General features: G+C 69.9%; 14 protein-coding genes. 6 read left to right on the top strand and 8 right to left on the bottom strand.

The features are described 5' to 3' along the window. Window positions 1-117 precede the first annotated feature (117 nt). Window positions 118-543 (bottom strand): hypothetical protein, encoded by a 426-nt coding sequence (locus J2S55_RS43240; protein ID WP_306873423.1) that lies wholly within the window; start codon window positions 541-543, stop codon window positions 118-120. A 60-nt stretch (window positions 544-603) separates the two neighbouring features. Beyond that, window positions 604-1,125 carry a DUF2231 domain-containing protein gene (locus J2S55_RS43245; protein WP_306873425.1) on the bottom strand — a complete coding sequence of 174 codons (522 nt, stop codon included), beginning with the start codon at window positions 1,123-1,125 and terminating at the stop codon, window positions 604-606. A gap of 118 nt (window positions 1,126-1,243) precedes the next feature. Here J2S55_RS43245 and J2S55_RS43250 point away from each other — a divergent pair, with 118 nt between their 5' ends. Next, window positions 1,244-1,987 carry a helix-turn-helix transcriptional regulator gene (locus J2S55_RS43250; protein WP_306873426.1) on the top strand — a complete coding sequence of 248 codons (744 nt, stop codon included), beginning with the start codon at window positions 1,244-1,246 and terminating at the stop codon, window positions 1,985-1,987. Between the two features lie 109 nt (window positions 1,988-2,096). Here J2S55_RS43250 and J2S55_RS43255 read toward each other — a convergent pair whose 3' ends face one another. After that, a complete protein-coding gene (locus J2S55_RS43255) occupies window positions 2,097-2,594 on the bottom strand; it encodes a hypothetical protein (RefSeq protein WP_306873428.1) in 498 nt (165 codons plus the stop codon). Window positions 2,595-2,810: 216 nt separating this feature from the next. Further along, on the bottom strand, window positions 2,811-7,217 hold the full coding sequence (locus tag J2S55_RS43260; RefSeq protein WP_306873431.1) for a CHAT domain-containing protein: 4,407 nt from the start codon (window positions 7,215-7,217) through the stop codon (window positions 2,811-2,813). A 120-nt stretch (window positions 7,218-7,337) separates the two neighbouring features. Between J2S55_RS43260 and J2S55_RS43265 the strand changes: the two genes are divergently transcribed. Continuing rightward, complete coding sequence (locus J2S55_RS43265) at window positions 7,338-7,727, top strand: hypothetical protein (RefSeq protein WP_306873434.1); 390 nt, start codon at window positions 7,338-7,340, stop codon at window positions 7,725-7,727. 1 nt (window position 7,728) lies between these two features. After that, window positions 7,729-8,658: a hypothetical protein gene (locus J2S55_RS43270; RefSeq protein WP_306873436.1), complete on the top strand. Its 930-nt coding sequence runs from the start codon at window positions 7,729-7,731 to the stop codon at window positions 8,656-8,658. Here J2S55_RS43270 and J2S55_RS43275 read toward each other — a convergent pair. Next, window positions 8,649-8,897 carry a hypothetical protein gene (locus J2S55_RS43275; protein WP_306873437.1) on the bottom strand — a complete coding sequence of 83 codons (249 nt, stop codon included), beginning with the start codon at window positions 8,895-8,897 and terminating at the stop codon, window positions 8,649-8,651. The genes J2S55_RS43270 and J2S55_RS43275 overlap by 10 nt on opposite strands. 480 nt (window positions 8,898-9,377) lie before the next feature. On the opposite strand from J2S55_RS43275, the gene J2S55_RS43280 reads away from it, so the two are divergent. Beyond that, window positions 9,378-9,806 (top strand): YybH family protein, encoded by a 429-nt coding sequence (locus J2S55_RS43280; protein WP_306873438.1) that lies wholly within the window; start codon window positions 9,378-9,380, stop codon window positions 9,804-9,806. Between the two features lie 243 nt (window positions 9,807-10,049). On the opposite strand, the gene sigJ is transcribed toward J2S55_RS43280, so the two are convergent. Then, window positions 10,050-11,018 carry an RNA polymerase sigma factor SigJ gene (gene sigJ / locus J2S55_RS43285; RefSeq protein WP_306873441.1) on the bottom strand — a complete coding sequence of 323 codons (969 nt, stop codon included), beginning with the start codon at window positions 11,016-11,018 and terminating at the stop codon, window positions 10,050-10,052. A 260-nt stretch (window positions 11,019-11,278) separates the two neighbouring features. Between sigJ and J2S55_RS43290 the strand changes: the two genes are divergently transcribed. Together J2S55_RS43290 and J2S55_RS43295 are read left to right on the top strand one after the other, a co-directional pair. Continuing rightward, a complete protein-coding gene (locus J2S55_RS43290; protein ID WP_306873444.1) occupies window positions 11,279-12,223 on the top strand; it encodes an RNA polymerase sigma-70 factor in 945 nt (314 codons plus the stop codon). 91 nt (window positions 12,224-12,314) lie between these two features. Next, complete coding sequence (locus tag J2S55_RS43295; RefSeq protein ID WP_306873446.1) at window positions 12,315-13,511, top strand: NAD(P)/FAD-dependent oxidoreductase; 1,197 nt, start codon at window positions 12,315-12,317, stop codon at window positions 13,509-13,511. A 306-nt stretch (window positions 13,512-13,817) separates the two neighbouring features. Here the strand turns inward: J2S55_RS43295 and J2S55_RS43300 are convergent, their stop codons facing one another. Then, window positions 13,818-14,465, bottom strand: coding sequence for an SRPBCC family protein (locus J2S55_RS43300; protein WP_306873449.1), 648 nt, complete (start codon window positions 14,463-14,465; stop codon window positions 13,818-13,820). Window positions 14,466-14,574: 109 nt separating this feature from the next. Then, window positions 14,575-14,772 carry a hypothetical protein gene (locus J2S55_RS43305; RefSeq protein WP_306873452.1) on the bottom strand — a complete coding sequence of 66 codons (198 nt, stop codon included), beginning with the start codon at window positions 14,770-14,772 and terminating at the stop codon, window positions 14,575-14,577. Between the last annotated feature and the right edge of the window lie 224 nt (window positions 14,773-14,996).

Consider the following 14,996-nt stretch of genomic DNA (forward strand, 5'->3'; position numbering starts at 1 on the left):
CCGGTCAGGGCGCGGAATTCGCTGCGTGGGCGGGCATCGGTGCGCAGGGCGCCGAGGACGGTGGAGGTCATGGTAGTCGTTCCCGTTGGGGGGAAGGCGGTGGAGCCCTGGGGCATGTCAGCTGCCGCCGACGCCCAGGGCGGAGAGCAGGACCAGGAGCACGGTCACCACGGCGAGCAGCCCGTGCGCGGCCACCACGGCGACCGGGAAGTGCCGCTCGGCGGGGGCGGTGTGCTCGCCTGCCGCCGGAGCGACGGTGGCGCGGGCACGGTACACCGGGATCCACCGGCTGAGCATGACGGCCCCGAGCAGGGCGACGGGCACCAGCAGGACGAAGGCGATCCAGGCCAGCGCGTCCAGGTCGGCGATGAGGTAGACGATCCAGACGACCAGGCCGACGGCGGCCAGCGCGAAATGGCTGAAGATCACCGGGACTGGCAGGTGGCTGCCGCCGCGGGCGCCGCCGCGCGAGAGCCAGGTGCCGAGCATGTAGAAGCCACCGAGAGCGGTGATCACCCAGGTGACCAGTGCGGCGATGTTCATGAGAACTCCAGGTTGATCATGGTGGCCGCACGGGGACCGTGCGGCAGCCGATGCGGTGTGTCAGTGGGTACGGCCGGCGGGCACGAACCCTTCGGCCTGGGTCGCCTCGTCGGCCACGCGGACGCCGTAGCGGTAGGAGAGCCTGCCGCCCAGCCATCCCGACACGGCCAAGGTCAGGAAGCCGGCGGCGTTGAGCGTCAGCGGCCCGGCGGCGACGCTGCCGGTGACGGTCTCGGAGTGCCGCCACAGGAAATTGCCGAGGTAGGCGGCGGTCACCAGCAGGTTCAGCGTCATGTGGGTCAGTGCCAGCCGGAACGCGCGGGTGCCCGTGGGGATCGCGAACAGGTCCAGGAATCCTGCCATCGCCGCGCCCAGGGCGCCGATCACGCCGACCGCGATCAGCCACATCGCCCCCTGGGACAGGAAGCGCGGATCCGCCACGAGCAGAGAGGCGATGTCGAAGACCAGGCTGGCCGCCCAGGCGCCGATCGGGATCGTGACCAGCATGGGATGGAACGGGTGTCCGTACGGGCCGGCGAGCATGGCGCTGACCGGCTGCTTGGCCTGATGCGGCTGGGTCATCACGGCCACCTCCTTTTCACCAATAGATTTTGGTCTTATTGGAGACGGTGGTCAAGTAAGGCCGATGACATGCTGCTCCCCATCGCCTGACAATGCACGCTGGCGTTATCGTGAAGGCGTGACCTCCGACATGAGCCAGCCAACCTCCCCGGCGGACGCCGCGCTCGACTCCCTCAGCGTGCTCGGCGAGGGCACCCGGCGGCAGATCTTCGCCTTCATCCGCCGTGCCCGCCAGCCCGTCACCCGCGAGGAGACAGCCACCGGCGTCGGCATCTCCCGCAAACTCGCCGCGTTCCATCTGGACAAGCTGGTCGACGCCGGCCTGCTCCGCGCTCGGTACGTCTCCCCCACCGGACTGCGCAAGGTCGGCCGGCAACCCAAGGTCTACGAGCCGACCGACAGCCCCATCCAGGTCAGCATCCCCGACCGCCGCCACGAACTGCTGGCCGGCCTCCTCCTCCAGGCCGTCCTGACCGAAGGCGACAACGAGACCGCCGCGGACGCCGTCGTACGCACCGCCAGGCAGCGCGGCCACGAACTCGGCGAGCAGGACCGCGCACGCCTGCGCCCCGGCCGGCTCGGCGCCGAACGCGGCCTGACCCTGTGCGAGCCCATGCTCGACCAGCACGGTTTCGAACCCACCCGGGAAGCCCCCGACCGGCTACGGCTGCACAACTGCCCCTTTCACCCCCTCGCCGCCCAGGCCCCCGACCTCGTCTGCGGCATGAACCACGCCTTCCTCACCGGATACCTGCAAGGACTGCAAGCCACGGCCGTTCAGGCGATCCTCGCCCCACGCCCCGGTGAATGCTGCGTCCAACTGCAGCACGCGCAGCCGCAGGACCCGCCCAAGGCCGGCTGACACCCCCTGCCCGCCTGCCCCCGGCGCGAAGATCAACTCCCTACCGCCGATCTCTGCGCTCAGCCTCCTCGAAGGCCCGCTGTGCGGGAGGCGCGCCGGTCCGGCGCACTCACTCAACAAGCCGATCCTCAACGAAACGCATCCGCTTCAGGATTTTTCCTTCCTCACTTTTGTCATAGACATCGTATTCTTTTTCGGGTTGGGCGTCCGACCAATTGATCGATGCAATGAGATCGTTTTTGTGATGTTCCAGCCGGTCCGTGTCCAGGTAACCTTCATCAGGCTGCCAGTCCTTCGGCAGGTCGCCACTCTCCCTGTAGAAAGACAGATGAAGGAATCTGTTCCCACTTTCGACCGGATGATCCTTGACGTATCCTTCAACCGAATCCTTCAGATCCATCAGGTCCCTCGGTGGATTCAGGATCATATAGTGCTTCCTGAGCGTCAACACTTCTTCACCCCTCTTGCCGACAACCTCTTCGGTGTTGGCAATTTCGAAAATCTCTGTTTCCCCACCCGACTCCCCCCTCTCCGTGCACCCAATCAAGGACAATGGAATGAAAAATGCACCCACAATCAACCCCGAAATCTTCGAATTAACTTTCATCACTCAATCCTCCTTCGAATGGAATGTCCAGACTCCACCTTGATCTCGGAATCCACTGCGGCGGCAACCTCGGCTTTGGTGGGGTGGCCGTCTTCGCGGAGCTCCCAGCGGGCAGCCGGGTGTGCTCACGCAGCGGGGAGACCTACGGGGATCGGCGGGACACGGCCCGGTGACGGCGAGCACGCTGAGCCCAGGAAGCACCTCCGAGGTGCCCGCTCATGCCCCGTAGTGGACGTGGCATGCCCATCGGGTCGGGGTACGAGGGTTGCGGTCGCGGGCGGCACGCACCGCTCCGTGCAGGGCTTGAGCGGAGCTGTCCGTGCGGAGGCCGCCGTGTCCGGACGTCATGCTCCGATGGACGGCGTCCGCGATGTCCGGGGCGTCCTCGTCCCAGACGTCCCACAACGTGCCGATCACATGAGGGAACCCGGCGAGCTGGAAGGCCGAGGCGAGGTGGATGGACTCGTCCGTGAGGCCGGCGGCTGGGCTCCACGCCGTACCGCAGGCCGACAGATAGGCGAGCCGGGCCTTGCCCAGGCGGTGGCGGGCCAGTTCGGCGACCGTGAGGGGGGCCGTGTGGTGGTCCTCCAGCAGGAGCCGGTCGCTGGACGGGTTCAGCGGGTCGCTCTGGCCGTGACAGGCGAAGTGAGCGACCGCGCACTGCGGCAGTTCGTCCATGACGTGGCGCTTGACGGGGCTGTGCTCACCGCCGGCCGGGGTGCCGTCGCGACGGATCAAGAGCCGCGAGTCGGGATAGTGGAGGCGGACCCGCTCGGCCTCGGACTCGGCGTACCCCAAGGGGCCGTGATCGGGGGTGGTCGGCATGGCGACGATCAGCGCACGGTCCGTGGCGGCTGGGGCCGCGGCACGTTCGCGCGAGTGGGCCAGGGCGCGCACGGTCGGTGTGTATGAAGAGATCACCCGGTCCATGACCGTGTGGCGGGAGCACTCCCCCGGTGGCCCGGTGTGGCGGCCCGCGGCATGGATCGGCAGGAGGCTCAAAGGTCCGCCCAGGATCCACCACATCCGGGGCAGCGGACCGTTCCCGTGCCGCGCAGTGAATCCGAGTCCGTCCAGGACGGGGCCGGCGGCCTCGTCCCACAGCCACTCCAGGACGGTGCGGGCCGTGCGCTGGGCGGCGATCCTGCGAGGCGGGTCGAGGTCGTCGTCGTGCGCGTCGGAAAGGGCCGCGTAGAAGGCGTCGGCCTGCTCCATGACCGTCGGCGCGGTCAGACCGGGAAGGGCCAGTGAACGGATGCCGTCCTTCGTGACCAGGATCGCGTCGCTGCGGTAGCCGCTGACGTTGATGTGCACGATCGGGCCCTCGGTCGCCTGCCGTGCCAGGGCGTCAGCATCCGGCGGCAGCAGGAAGGCCTCGTGGCCGGGCAACTCCCGGATCCGCGCCACCGTCTCATCCAGCGCGGTGGCGATACGCGCTCGGCGGTCGTGCGGAGCGGGCGCGAGCGCGAAGTCCGGGCTGCCTTCCGCGCCCGGTCGCAGCGGCAGCGTCAAGCCGTCCGTGTCGTCGATCGCGTCGAGTCCGTCGCGCAGCGTCTCGAACCGCCGCGCGAGTTCCGGGTGTCCGGCTCTCAGTTCTGTGAGATCACCACGGGTGTCCAGTGCCTGGCCGATCAGGATGCCCCGGCCCTGTTCGAGGAGCTGCAGGGCGCGGGCGGCCGCCTGCTGAGAGGGAGCGCCCGGGGCGTTCAGCGCGAGTGCGGCCGCATCGGCGGCCAGCCCGGCGAGGGAAGCGAGGTTGGTCTGCTGGTCCCGGCGCCCGAGTCGCCGTGGTGCCACCGTCGGCAGCCGCCGTACCGCTGCTTCGAGCAGGTGGGCGGCCCGCTCCCATGAGGCGGGGTCGGTGTCCGTCGGACGGATGAGCAGGGAGGCCGCCATCCGTGCCGCCCGGATGGCCGGGGCGGCGGCCGCCGCGGGCGCGTCCGCCGCCTCGGCCAGCACGCGGGCCGCCTCCATGCGGTCCTGCGCGCAGTCGTTCCTCTCGGCCCGGGACCGGAGCGCCACACCGAGGCCGTACAGCACCTTCAGCCGGTCCGGATGGCCGGGTGCGACGCCCTGGACCGCCTGCCGTGCCAGAGTGATCGCCTCGTCCAACGAGCCGGTGTCGCCGGTGGCCTCATGGCGCAGCCGCAGCACCGCACCGAGATTGGAGGCGCAGAGGGCGACCGCGGCGGGATCGTCGTCCGCCGTCAGCTCACCGAGGGCGGCGCGCACGAGGCCGATGGCCTCGTCCAGGTCCGCCAGGTCCTGGGTGTCCTCGTACCGGGCCCACAGCATGAGGCTGAGATTGGACCTGCCACCCGCGCGCAGGGGGCTGGTCGCCGGAGCCGACGCCAGGACCGCACGGGTCATCATGATGGCCTCGGTCAGATCGCCGGGCGTCCCGGTCCTCGCACGCCGGTAAAGGGCGACGCCGAGCCGGCTCACCGTGAGTGGCCATGTGACTCCGTCCTTGGCGGTGGCGGCCACGGCCCGGCGGCCCAGGGCGATGGCCTCGTTCAGGTCGGCGCGCGACCCGGTGAGCTCACTGCGGGCGCGCAGGCATTCGCCGAGATCCGACAGCAGGGTCGACAACAGGCCGGCTGCCTCGCCGGACGGCTGCGCACGGGCCGCGTCGACCGTCGACCGGCCCATGGCCACGGCCTCGTCCAGGTCCGCCACCCGCCCCTCCCGCACTCCGCGCCCGTGGAGGACGTCCGCGAGGAGCTGCCGGCATTTCAGAAGTTCGGGATGGTCCTCGCCCATAACGCGAAGGGCTGCGCGGGCGTGGCGCACGGCCCGGTCCAGGTCGGCCGGGTCGCCGGTGAGTCCGAAGCGGCTCTGCAGGGCGGCGCCCAGGTTGGCCAGGACCGCGGGCCGGTCCGCGTGCTCCTCGTCCAGGAGTCCGGCCGCCGCCTCGCCGTGTCCGACGGCCTCGTCCAGGTCGGCCGCGACCGGCTCCGCACCACGGCTTCCCGCGTGGTGCTCGGCTCGCCGCTGGAGCGCGATGGCGAGATGAGCGTGGCGCAGAGCCCGAGCCGGTGAGTCGGGCTCGTCCACGCGCAGGGCCTCGCGGCGCAGTCTGATCGCCTCGTCCAGATCCGGGCACTGCCCGCGCGAGGGGTCCGACTCGGTCGGGGGCCGGTCTTCCCGCAGTCCGTGCCGGGTCTCCAGCGCCGCGGCGAGCAGGACGAGAGCCTGCGCACGGTCGTCGCCCGCTCCGGGGGTGAGACGCAGGGCCTCGCGGCTGTGGCGTACGGCCTCCTCGGCTGCCGTGGGGTCGCCAAGGTGTTCCGCGTATGCGCGCAGGGCGTGGACCGCGTTGACCAGGACGGGTGTGTGCTGCGCGCCGCTGAAGGCGGCGACGGCCTCGCGGGCTGCCTCCGCGGCATCGGCCAGATCACCGGTGTGTCCCGTGCTCGAGAAGGAGTCCTGCAGCACGAGGCAGAGCCGGTGCAGGGTGACGGCACGGTCCTCGTGCTCCGGCGGCACCGTGCGCGCGGACTCCCGGGCGGCCGACGCCGCCCTGGCCAGATCCGCCGGGTTCCGGTCCGCGCGGTACCGTTCGTGCAGCGCCGCGGCGAGGTGCACGAGGATCTGGCCGCGCTCGGGGTCGTCTTCCGAACCCCGCTCGATCCCTCGTTCGGCGACGTGGACCGCCTCGGTCAGATCCGTGGTCGACTGCCGCCGTTCGAACCGCATGCGCAGCACTTCGGACAGGTTCGCGCTGTGCCGGGAGAGCGACTCGTGGCCCGGCGGGGTGGTGTCCAGCGCCTGGCGGGATACGGCGATGGCCTCGTCCAGGTCCGCGGTGCTGCCGGAGCGCAGGGAGCGGTTCCGCAAGGCCACCCCGACAACGCTCAGGAGCCGGCAGCGCTCGGGGTGGGCGGCCGGTACGGCGGGGACGCTGTCGATGACCGCCCGGGCGAGAGCGATGCCCTCGTCGAGGTGGGCGATCTCGCCCGAGGGGGTGCCCGACGAGCCGGCCAGCCGGAACCACCGCCCGAGCAGGAGCACGAGATTGCCGGCGCACCGTTCCCACAGGGCGTCGGCCACCGGTGTGACGTCGACGGAGCGGCGGCAGGCGGCCAGGGCCCGTCTCAGGTCGTCGATGTCCCCGGTGCGTCTGTGTCTGATCGCGAGGACGGTTCCGAGCTGGGACAGTGCCTGCCCACGTCCCGGCCTGTCGGAAGGCCAGGATTCCGCGATGCGCTCCCACAGCCGCACCTGGTCGTCGATCACGGCTCGGGGCTGGGTCTCGAGCGTCGGCAGCCGCCGGCTCGCCTTCTGCGCCGCGGCGTCGATGACGAACGGCAGCAGTGGCTCGGGGAGCGGGCAGGGGGCGCCCGCCTCGAAGCCGACGGTGAGGTACGAGACCGCGCGGCCGAGCTCGCCGTCGTCCTCTCGCGCCAGGCCGCGGTACCAGAGCAGCATGCCCAACTGGTAGCAGTCGACGACGGTGTCCTTGGGCATGGCCGCCGGGTTCACGCCCCGGATGCGCACGGACAGTTGGTCGGCCTCCCGTGACGCGCCCGGAGCGAGGGCGTGCGAGAGATCCTCCGTCTCGGCGATCCACCGCAGCCTGTCCCAGACCGCCTCACGAAGGTCCTTGTGTTCCCTGAACATCGCCGGTGCGTCTCCCTGCCCTTCTGTGTGCCCGCTCGGCCCAACCTAGAGTGCGCGCAGGGAAGTTGCCAGGCCGCGTGAAGATCTCGAAGATGGTCGCCGAGCGAGAAGGAGGGCTGGATGCCGGACCAGGGACAGGCCGAGGAGAAGAACGCGATCGCCTACGTCTGTCGACAGCAGCAGGCCATCAGGGAGGTGCTGCTCGCGGAGCGTGGTGACGCCGCCCCTCTGGATCGAGTGCTCTCCGCGCTGGAGAACGACACCTCGCCGGCCGAACCGCTGCGCGAGCTCCACCAGGCCCTCGTTCACGCGGGCGACGCCGTGGGGGTGTACGGCGGCACCCGCGAGGGAACGGGTGTGCTGGGCCTGTTGTCGCCGCGCGCGGGGAAGGACATCTACCTGTGTCCGCGGCAGAGTCCCTGTACGCGGTTCCACTGGGTCGAGGACGAGCGGGGCGGACCGCCGGTGTGCGGCATCGGCCGCGCACCGATGCTCCTGAAGCGGACCTGAGGTGTCCGACCTGCTCTCCGAGCTGGGGAAGAAGCTCGCCGAGCGCTGGCTCACCCTGCTCGTCCTGCCGGGAGCCCTCTTCCTCGCCACCCTCGCGGCAGCGTGGCAGCTCGGGCACACGGGCTGGTACGAGGTGGGCCGCCTCCTGGAGATCACCGATGGCAAGGCGAAGTCCCTGAGCGCCTCAGTCGCGGGTACCGCGCTGCTGTTGATCGTGTTCCTGCTGTCTTCGGCCGCCTGCGGGGTCGTGGCGCAGGCGATCGGCTCCCTGCTGGAGCGGCTCTGGTTCGCCGCCGACTGGCGCCGGTGGGGGCCACCGCTGCGATGGCTCGCACACCGCCGTGTGGCGCGACGACAGCAGCGCTACCGGCTCCGCCGTGACGAGGTCGGCCGCGTCGCGGCTCTGAGCCATGCCCTGGACGGGTCCGCCCGGCAGGATGCCGAAGCGGAACTCGACGTTGCCGCCCGGAGGTTGAGCGAGATCTCGGACGAGGCTCCGCGGCGTCCGACCTGGATGGGCGACAGAATGCAGGCCGTGGACATCCGTCTGCACCGCAGCCTGGGCCTCGAACTGGCGGTCGTCTGGCCCCATCTGTGGCTGCACGTCCCCGAGCCCACTCGTTCCGCGGTCACCGCCGCACGTACGGAGGTCAGTCGCGCCGCGGCGCTGGGCGGCTGGGGCCTGCTGTATCTGCTGGTCGGTGCGCTGTGGTGGCCGGGGCTGCTGGTCCCGGTGGTCATCACCGTGACGGCCCGGCGCCGCGCCCGCACGGCGACGGACGGCTACGCCACGCTGGTCGAGGCGGCGGTGCGGCTCCATGTCGGTGGCTTGGCCCGGCGGCTGGGGTTCCCGCACAGCACGGGCCCCTTCCCCAGACGCCTCGGTGAAGACCTGACCGATCACCTCCGCCGAGGCGAGGGTCAGCAGTAGTCCGGCTTCTTCATCTCCTCGTCGAGGAGATGAAGGACCTGGTTGACGACGAGGATCTCCTCGGGGTCACGGGAGTTGAGGCAGCAGACGCGGTGGAAGGACTGCTGGAAGTTCTCCCGATCGTCCTTGCCCAGCCGCCCCAGCACCACGCCGAGCGCATGCGCGGCCCGCTCCATGTTGGCGTGCGCCGCCCACTCCTCGGGGTCCTGCGACGACTGCCCACTCCCATCGCCCGGCATCAGCGTGATGGCGGGAGTGCACTCGCGCCACTCGTGCGGTGTGACTCCGGAAGGTGTGTCCAGATGGACCAGTTCGTGCGGTTGTGGACTGCGCCGAGCGTCAGATCGCAGCCCGGACCGCACACGACGCGGAAACCCGTCCCCCATGCTGGCGCCCCGGATCATCGGTGAGAGCAGCATCGACGCTGCAACGAAGGCGGACAGGTTAGCAAACTTTCGGACACTCCGCCCGATCACTCTTGGTGACTCGGGGATGCGGAGCCGACCGAGCTCTGCGGTCACCGCGTCGTCGACACCGCGGCCTCGCTCAAAGCCGGCCGCGCCGCCTGATCCAGCACGGAACACCGGCGGGGCTGGTACGGCAGGTCCGTCAGCTTGTGGCGCCTCACACTCCAGCGGGCTGCGTCGTCGGACCACTGAGACCACAGGGGCCGTCGCCAGGTGAGCTGGTCGCGGTCAGATTCTTGGACGGAGGATGCGATGACTTCAAACGATTCCGAGGTCAGGGCGCTCTTGGAGAGTCGAGTCGACGCCTGCCAGGCAAAGGACATTGACCGACTCATGTCACATTATTCCCCCGACATCGTTTATTACGATGTCGTTCCTCCTCTCCAGTTCGCGGGATCCGATGAAGTCCGCGGCAACTTCGTGCGGTGGTTCGATGAATACGAGGGCCCCATCGGCCTGGAGACGCATGACCTCGCCATTGCGGCGAATGCGGATTTCGCGCTCGCGCACATGCTCCACCTGGACAGCGGAACGCGGAAGAACGGACTCCAGAGCGCGATATGGGTGCGGTCGACGGTTTGTTGCCGACGGTCGAACGACAAGTGGTTGATCACGCACGAACATGTCTCGGTGCCGATCAACCCTCAGAACCTTCAAGCCTGGTTTCCGCCGGGAATGTGAGCCGGCCTGATCGTTCATCTGAGAAAAGCGCCTCCCACCTGGGAGGACGAGGATGTATGCCGTCCTGGTCCGACCCGGATCCGAAAGCGGTTCTCTGATGGGCGATCCCGCCGGCTGGGCCGCCGGCCTGGCGATGCTCGGCTCGACCGGAGCCGAGCATCGCAACAGAGCGATCCCCACCGTTGGTGAGCGCTGCTCATCTGGGACGGCGCAGGTCCGGCCGTCCCAGGTGAGCAGCGCGCGTCAGTCCGTCGTCCATGGCCGGAGCTTCTGGGGGTTCCGCACTCCCCAGATGCGCTTGATCCGGTCACCTCTGACCTCGAAAGCCATCACCGCCACGGTGACGTCGTCCAGCTGAAGCACCAGGCCGGGCTGACCGTTGACCGTACGCTCCAGGATCGCCAGGTCGGATGCCACGCCGGCGACATCGACGCAGTAGCGGGCGATCCGCTCGGCGCCTTCGATCGGGTGGAGCGCGGCGCTGACCAGGCCGCCGCCGTCGGCGATCGCCGTGGCGTCGGGGTCGAGGAGGCCGATGAGAGCGTTGATGTCCCTGGCCTCCCAGGCCCGCTTGAAGTCCCTGACGATGCCGGCCTGCGGGGCTGCCGGAGCAGCGGGAGGAGTCTGCGCCGCGCGGATGCGGCGGCGGGCCGAGGAGGCCAGCTGGCGGCAGGCCGCCGGGGTACGGCCGACGATCTCGGCCACCTCGGCGAAGGAGTAGCGGAAGACGTCGTGCAGGACGAACGCGACCCGCTCGGCCGGGGTCATCGCTTCGAGCACGACGAGGAAGGCCATGCTGACCGACTCGTCCAGGGTGACCCGGTCGGCCGGGTCGAGCGTGGCGCCGCCCGGCCGTCCGCTGATCCACTCGGTCCGGTCGGGCAGCGGCTCGGGGATCCATTCGCCCACGTAGCGCTCGCGCCGGGCCCGTGCCGAGCCGAGCAGGTCCAGGCAGATACGGCCGGCGACCGTCGTCAGCCAGCCGCCGGGCGATGCGATGGCCTCCTGCTGCTGTCGGGACATGGCGTACCAGCGGGCGTAGGTCTCCTGGACGGCGTCCTCGGCCTCTGCCAGGGATCCGAGGAGCCGGTAGGCGAGATTGATCAGCTGACGCCGCTCGCTCATGATCGCGCTCAGGCCCGGATCGACCCGCTCGTCTCCTGGCCCGGATGGGTCGAGCCGGTCGTCTCCTGGCTCGGATGGGGTGGTCATGGTGTCGCCGACTTTCCTTCGTCCCATGTGCTTTCAGCAGTACGACAAGACAACACCCCGGAATGTGAGGTCGGCGCGTCGCCTCACATTCCACGGGGGTGTCTCGCCGTACTGCTGAGGCTTCCACGGGGGTGTCTCGTCGTACTTGCTGGAGCCGAACACCATCCAGCCGGCAGGAACGCTCCAGCGACACCATCACCGGCATCCCGGCCCGCGGCATCGCCTCGCGGCACCCGCGTCGCCCGCTCTAGGATCGGGCCATGCCCTTGACCGCGAACGACGTCGACCGGTTCGAGGCCGTCAGGCCGCGCCTGGAGGCCATCGCCTACCGCCTCCTCGGCTCCGCCGCGGAGGCCGAGGACGCCGTGCAGGAGACGTTCCTGCGCTGGCAGGCCGCCGACGTCGACCGCATCGAGGTCCTCGAGGCCTGGCTGACGAAGGTCCTCACCAACCTGTGCCTCAACCAGCTCACCTCCGCGCGGGCGCGCCGCGAGACCTATGTGGGCCAATGGCTTCCCGAGCCGCTGCTCGCCGGGGACCCGATGCTCGGCCCGGCCGAAACCGCCGAGCAGCGCGAATCGGTCTCCTACGCGGTCCTCACCCTCATGGAGCGCCTGTCCCCCAACGAGCGGGCGGTGTACGTGCTGCGGGAGGCCTTCGGCTACCCGCACCGGGAGATCGCCGAGATCCTCGACATCACCGAGGCCGCCAGCCAGCAGATCTTCCACCGCGCCAAGAAACACGTCGCGGACGGCAGGACCCGGACCGAGATCGACGAGGCCGCCGCCCGGCGGATCGTCGAGGAGTTCCTGGCAGCCGCCACCAGCGGCCAGACCGAGCCGCTCGTGCGCCTGCTCACCGAGGACGCCATCTCGATCGGAGACGGCGGCGGGAAGGTCCCGGCCCGCGCCAAGGCGTTCGAGGGCGTCGTCGCGGTCGCGAAGTTCCTGCGGGGCCTGTTCAAACCCAGCACGGCCATGCGCGCCTTGGTCGGCGGCGCGCTCGAGGTCTACGCCTGGACCGCCAACGGCGACCCCGCCGTCGTGGCCGTCGTGGACGGCCGGATCATCGGCGTCATGTGCCTGGAGGTCACCACCGAGGGCATCGCCGCGTTCCGCAACCAGGTCAACCCCGACAAGCTCGACCGCGCGACCGCGCACTGGGCGGCCGCCGACCACGGGGAGCCCCTGTTCAACGCCTTCTGATCGCTATGTGACGTGCTTCACATCGCGTCCCTGTCAGGAAACGGCGGGCCGTCCGGTTCAAGGGGCAGAACCGCACAGACAGGAGCAGGAAATGCAGCACCGCATCATCGTCCTGGGAGCCGGATACACCGGAGCCATCGCCGCCGGCCGCCTGGCCAAGCGGCTCCGCCGCGAGGACGTCGCCATCACCCTCGTCAACGCCGAACCCGACTTCGTCGAACGCGTCCGCATGCACCAGCTGGCGGCCGGTCAGGACCTCAAGCTGCGGCCGTTGCGCAAGATGTTCGCCGGCACCGGCGTCGAATTCAGGCTCGCGAAGGTCACCGGCGTCGACGTGGACCGCAAGAGCGTCGCGGTCGTCGACGCGAACGGCACCGAGGAACTCGCCTACGACACGCTCGTCTACGCCCTCGGCAGCGGCTGGAACGCTCAGGGCGTCCCCGGGACCGCCGAGCACGCCTATGAGGTCGCCGGCCGCCCCGGAGCGCTCCGGCTGCGCGAGCGCCTGGCCCGCCTCGACGCCGGGCAGAGTGTGGTCGTCGTCGGCGGCGGCCTCACCGGCGTGGAGGCCGCGACCGAGATCGCCGAGGCCCGCCCGGACCTCGACGTCGCCCTCGCCGCCCGCGGCGACCTCGGGGACTGGCTCTCGCCCAAGGGCCGCGAGCACCTGCGGAAGGTCTTCGGCGGGCTCGGGATCACCGTGCACGAGCACACCGCCGTCACCGGCGTCGGAGCCGAGCGCGTCGCCACCGCCGACGGCAAGGCCATCCCGGCCGCGGTCACCGTGTGGACCACCGGCTTCGCGGTCCACCCGATCGCGGAGGCGACCACCCTGGAGGTCACCGGCACCGGCCAGATCGTGGTCGACAGGACCATGCGCTCGGTCTCGCACCCGGACGTGTACGCCGTCGGCGACGCGGCCATGGTGATGGGCCCTGGGGACAAGCCGCTGCGGATGTCGTGCGCCTCGGGAACTCCGACCGCGTGGCAGGCCGCCGACGCGATCGCGGCGCGCCTGACCGGCGGGAAGCTCTCGACCGTGCCGATCCGCTACTTCAATCAGTGCATCTCACTGGGCCGCAAGGAGGGCTTGATCCAGTACGTCACCGCCGACGACCGCGCCGTGCAGGCGGTCCTGACCGGACGGCTCGCCGCCGTCTACAAGGAGCTGGTCTGCAAGGGCGCCGCCTGGGGCGTCGCCAACCCGACGCTCGGGCTGCCGACCCGGCGCCGCCGCATCACGCGGGAGCGGACCGCGGCGGGCTCGGCCGTCAGGGCGCTGGTGTAGAGCACGAGGCGGAGCAGGCGTCCTCGATGCAGCCGACCGGCGAGAAGACGGGCGGAAAGATCAGGAAGCCTCGCGGTGAGCACTATGACGCCCTCGACACCCTCGCAACCCCGGGACGGGCAGTCGGCGGCTGATCGGCAACGCTCCGACAGGCCCGTCTTGGGGCGGAGGGTATTTCATGAGCCGTCGTCCGATGGACGGCCGGAGCCGGGTCCGACTTGCCGACCGAGTCGCCGCCCCCCGCCGCGGACAGGAGCGGTGGACCGGGCGGGACGCGCCGAAGAGCGGGTCCCGCCCGGTGACGGATCAGAGCTGGCCGCTCTCGATCGCCTGCTTGAGGGCTGCCTGCGTCGCCTGGTGGGAGGCGACGCCGTTCGTGACGACGAAGTCGATCAGCGAGGTGTCCGCGTCGAAGACGAGCTGCTCGGTGACCCTGGTCTTCCCGCCGTCCACCTCCTCGAAGACGATCTTCTGGTGCGTGACGACACCGGGCAGCGACCAGGTGTCCGTCTCGTACTTGAGGGCGGCGCGGTCGATGCGCTGTTGCGCATGCGTCTTGCTGGTGACGATCGCGCCCTCGTACGGGATCTCCTCGATGGCCGTGAAGTCGATGTAGCGCGTGCCGGCCTGAAGCCGGTCGTTGTGGGTGACGACACGCTTCAGGAACGAATGCATGCCGATGTGGTTGTTGATGTTCGAATACTTATCGAAAACTTGCTCGACCGGGGCGTCGATCTCGACCGAGATCATGGCCTTCTCCCTGCTCTGCCCCGAACCTGGAGAGGGAGGGGGCGCGGAGTCGTAGAACCTGTAGGTGTCCCACGCGGCCTGCCACTCGGCGGCGAGTTCGGCGTCGCTCTGAGGGGTGTCGGCACGCGCGGGACCGGAGAAGGCGGCGAGAAGGAACATCGCGGCGAACAGCTGGGCCGCGAGAAGACGAAGGAACTTCTTCACGTATACCTCAAGGTAAGACAGTAGGTGCGAATGATCTTCTATCGCATCCGAAGGTGATTGAGAACACTCCGCACCCAAGACGCGAGAAAGCCTCCCCACCGCTTGAAGATCACCGCGCTGCGCGCAGGTGCGCCTCCCGCTCTCCCTCCGGGAGGATTTCCCGCGCTCGGGCGGGCAGAGGCGGCCGGTCCCTGGACATGGTGACCTGCTCACCGTTGAGCAGGCGGTTGAACAGCAGGAGCTTCTTGAGCTCCTCGGCGTCGATGTGGACGGGGACGACCACCCGCTGGGTGGTGTGTCGCCGCACCGCCCGCAGCGCCGCCAGTACCTGGATCGTTCGAGATACCCATGGCGTGGTCGCCTCGTCGACCTCCCCGGTCCCCAGACAGAGGAGAACGGCTGTCCGTTGGACTTCTCCAAGCCTGAGCCGGAGGAGCTCATCAACGCGTTGCGGTGATGGGCCGGTGCCCGCCGGTCTTCGGAGACACTGTTGGCGAAGCAGATCAAACGGGAGCGGCCTCATGATCACGT

The organism is Streptosporangium brasiliense, from assembly GCF_030811595.1.
In the GTDB taxonomy this organism is placed as follows: Bacteria; Actinomycetota; Actinomycetes; order Streptosporangiales; family Streptosporangiaceae; genus Streptosporangium; species Streptosporangium brasiliense.

Bases quoted from the DNA above. Each gene is read 5' to 3' on its own strand.
- J2S55_RS43240 (WP_306873423.1), bottom strand. From the start codon at position 543: ATGAACATCGCCGCACTGGTCACCTGGGTGATCACCGCTCTCGGTGGC.
- J2S55_RS43245 (WP_306873425.1), bottom strand. From the start codon at position 1,125: ATGACCCAGCCGCATCAGGCCAAGCAGCCGGTCAGCGCCATGCTCGCC.
- J2S55_RS43255 (WP_306873428.1), bottom strand. From the start codon at position 2,594: ATGAAAGTTAATTCGAAGATTTCGGGGTTGATTGTGGGTGCATTTTTC.
- J2S55_RS43260 (WP_306873431.1), bottom strand. From the start codon at position 7,217: ATGTTCAGGGAACACAAGGACCTTCGTGAGGCGGTCTGGGACAGGCTG.
- J2S55_RS43265 (WP_306873434.1), top strand. From the start codon at position 7,338: ATGCCGGACCAGGGACAGGCCGAGGAGAAGAACGCGATCGCCTACGTC.
- J2S55_RS43275 (WP_306873437.1), bottom strand. From the start codon at position 8,897: ATGCCGGGCGATGGGAGTGGGCAGTCGTCGCAGGACCCCGAGGAGTGG.
- J2S55_RS43280 (WP_306873438.1), top strand. From the start codon at position 9,378: ATGACTTCAAACGATTCCGAGGTCAGGGCGCTCTTGGAGAGTCGAGTC.
- sigJ (WP_306873441.1), bottom strand. From the start codon at position 11,018: ATGACCACCCCATCCGAGCCAGGAGACGACCGGCTCGACCCATCCGGG.
- J2S55_RS43290 (WP_306873444.1), top strand. From the start codon at position 11,279: ATGCCCTTGACCGCGAACGACGTCGACCGGTTCGAGGCCGTCAGGCCG.
- J2S55_RS43295 (WP_306873446.1), top strand. From the start codon at position 12,315: ATGCAGCACCGCATCATCGTCCTGGGAGCCGGATACACCGGAGCCATC.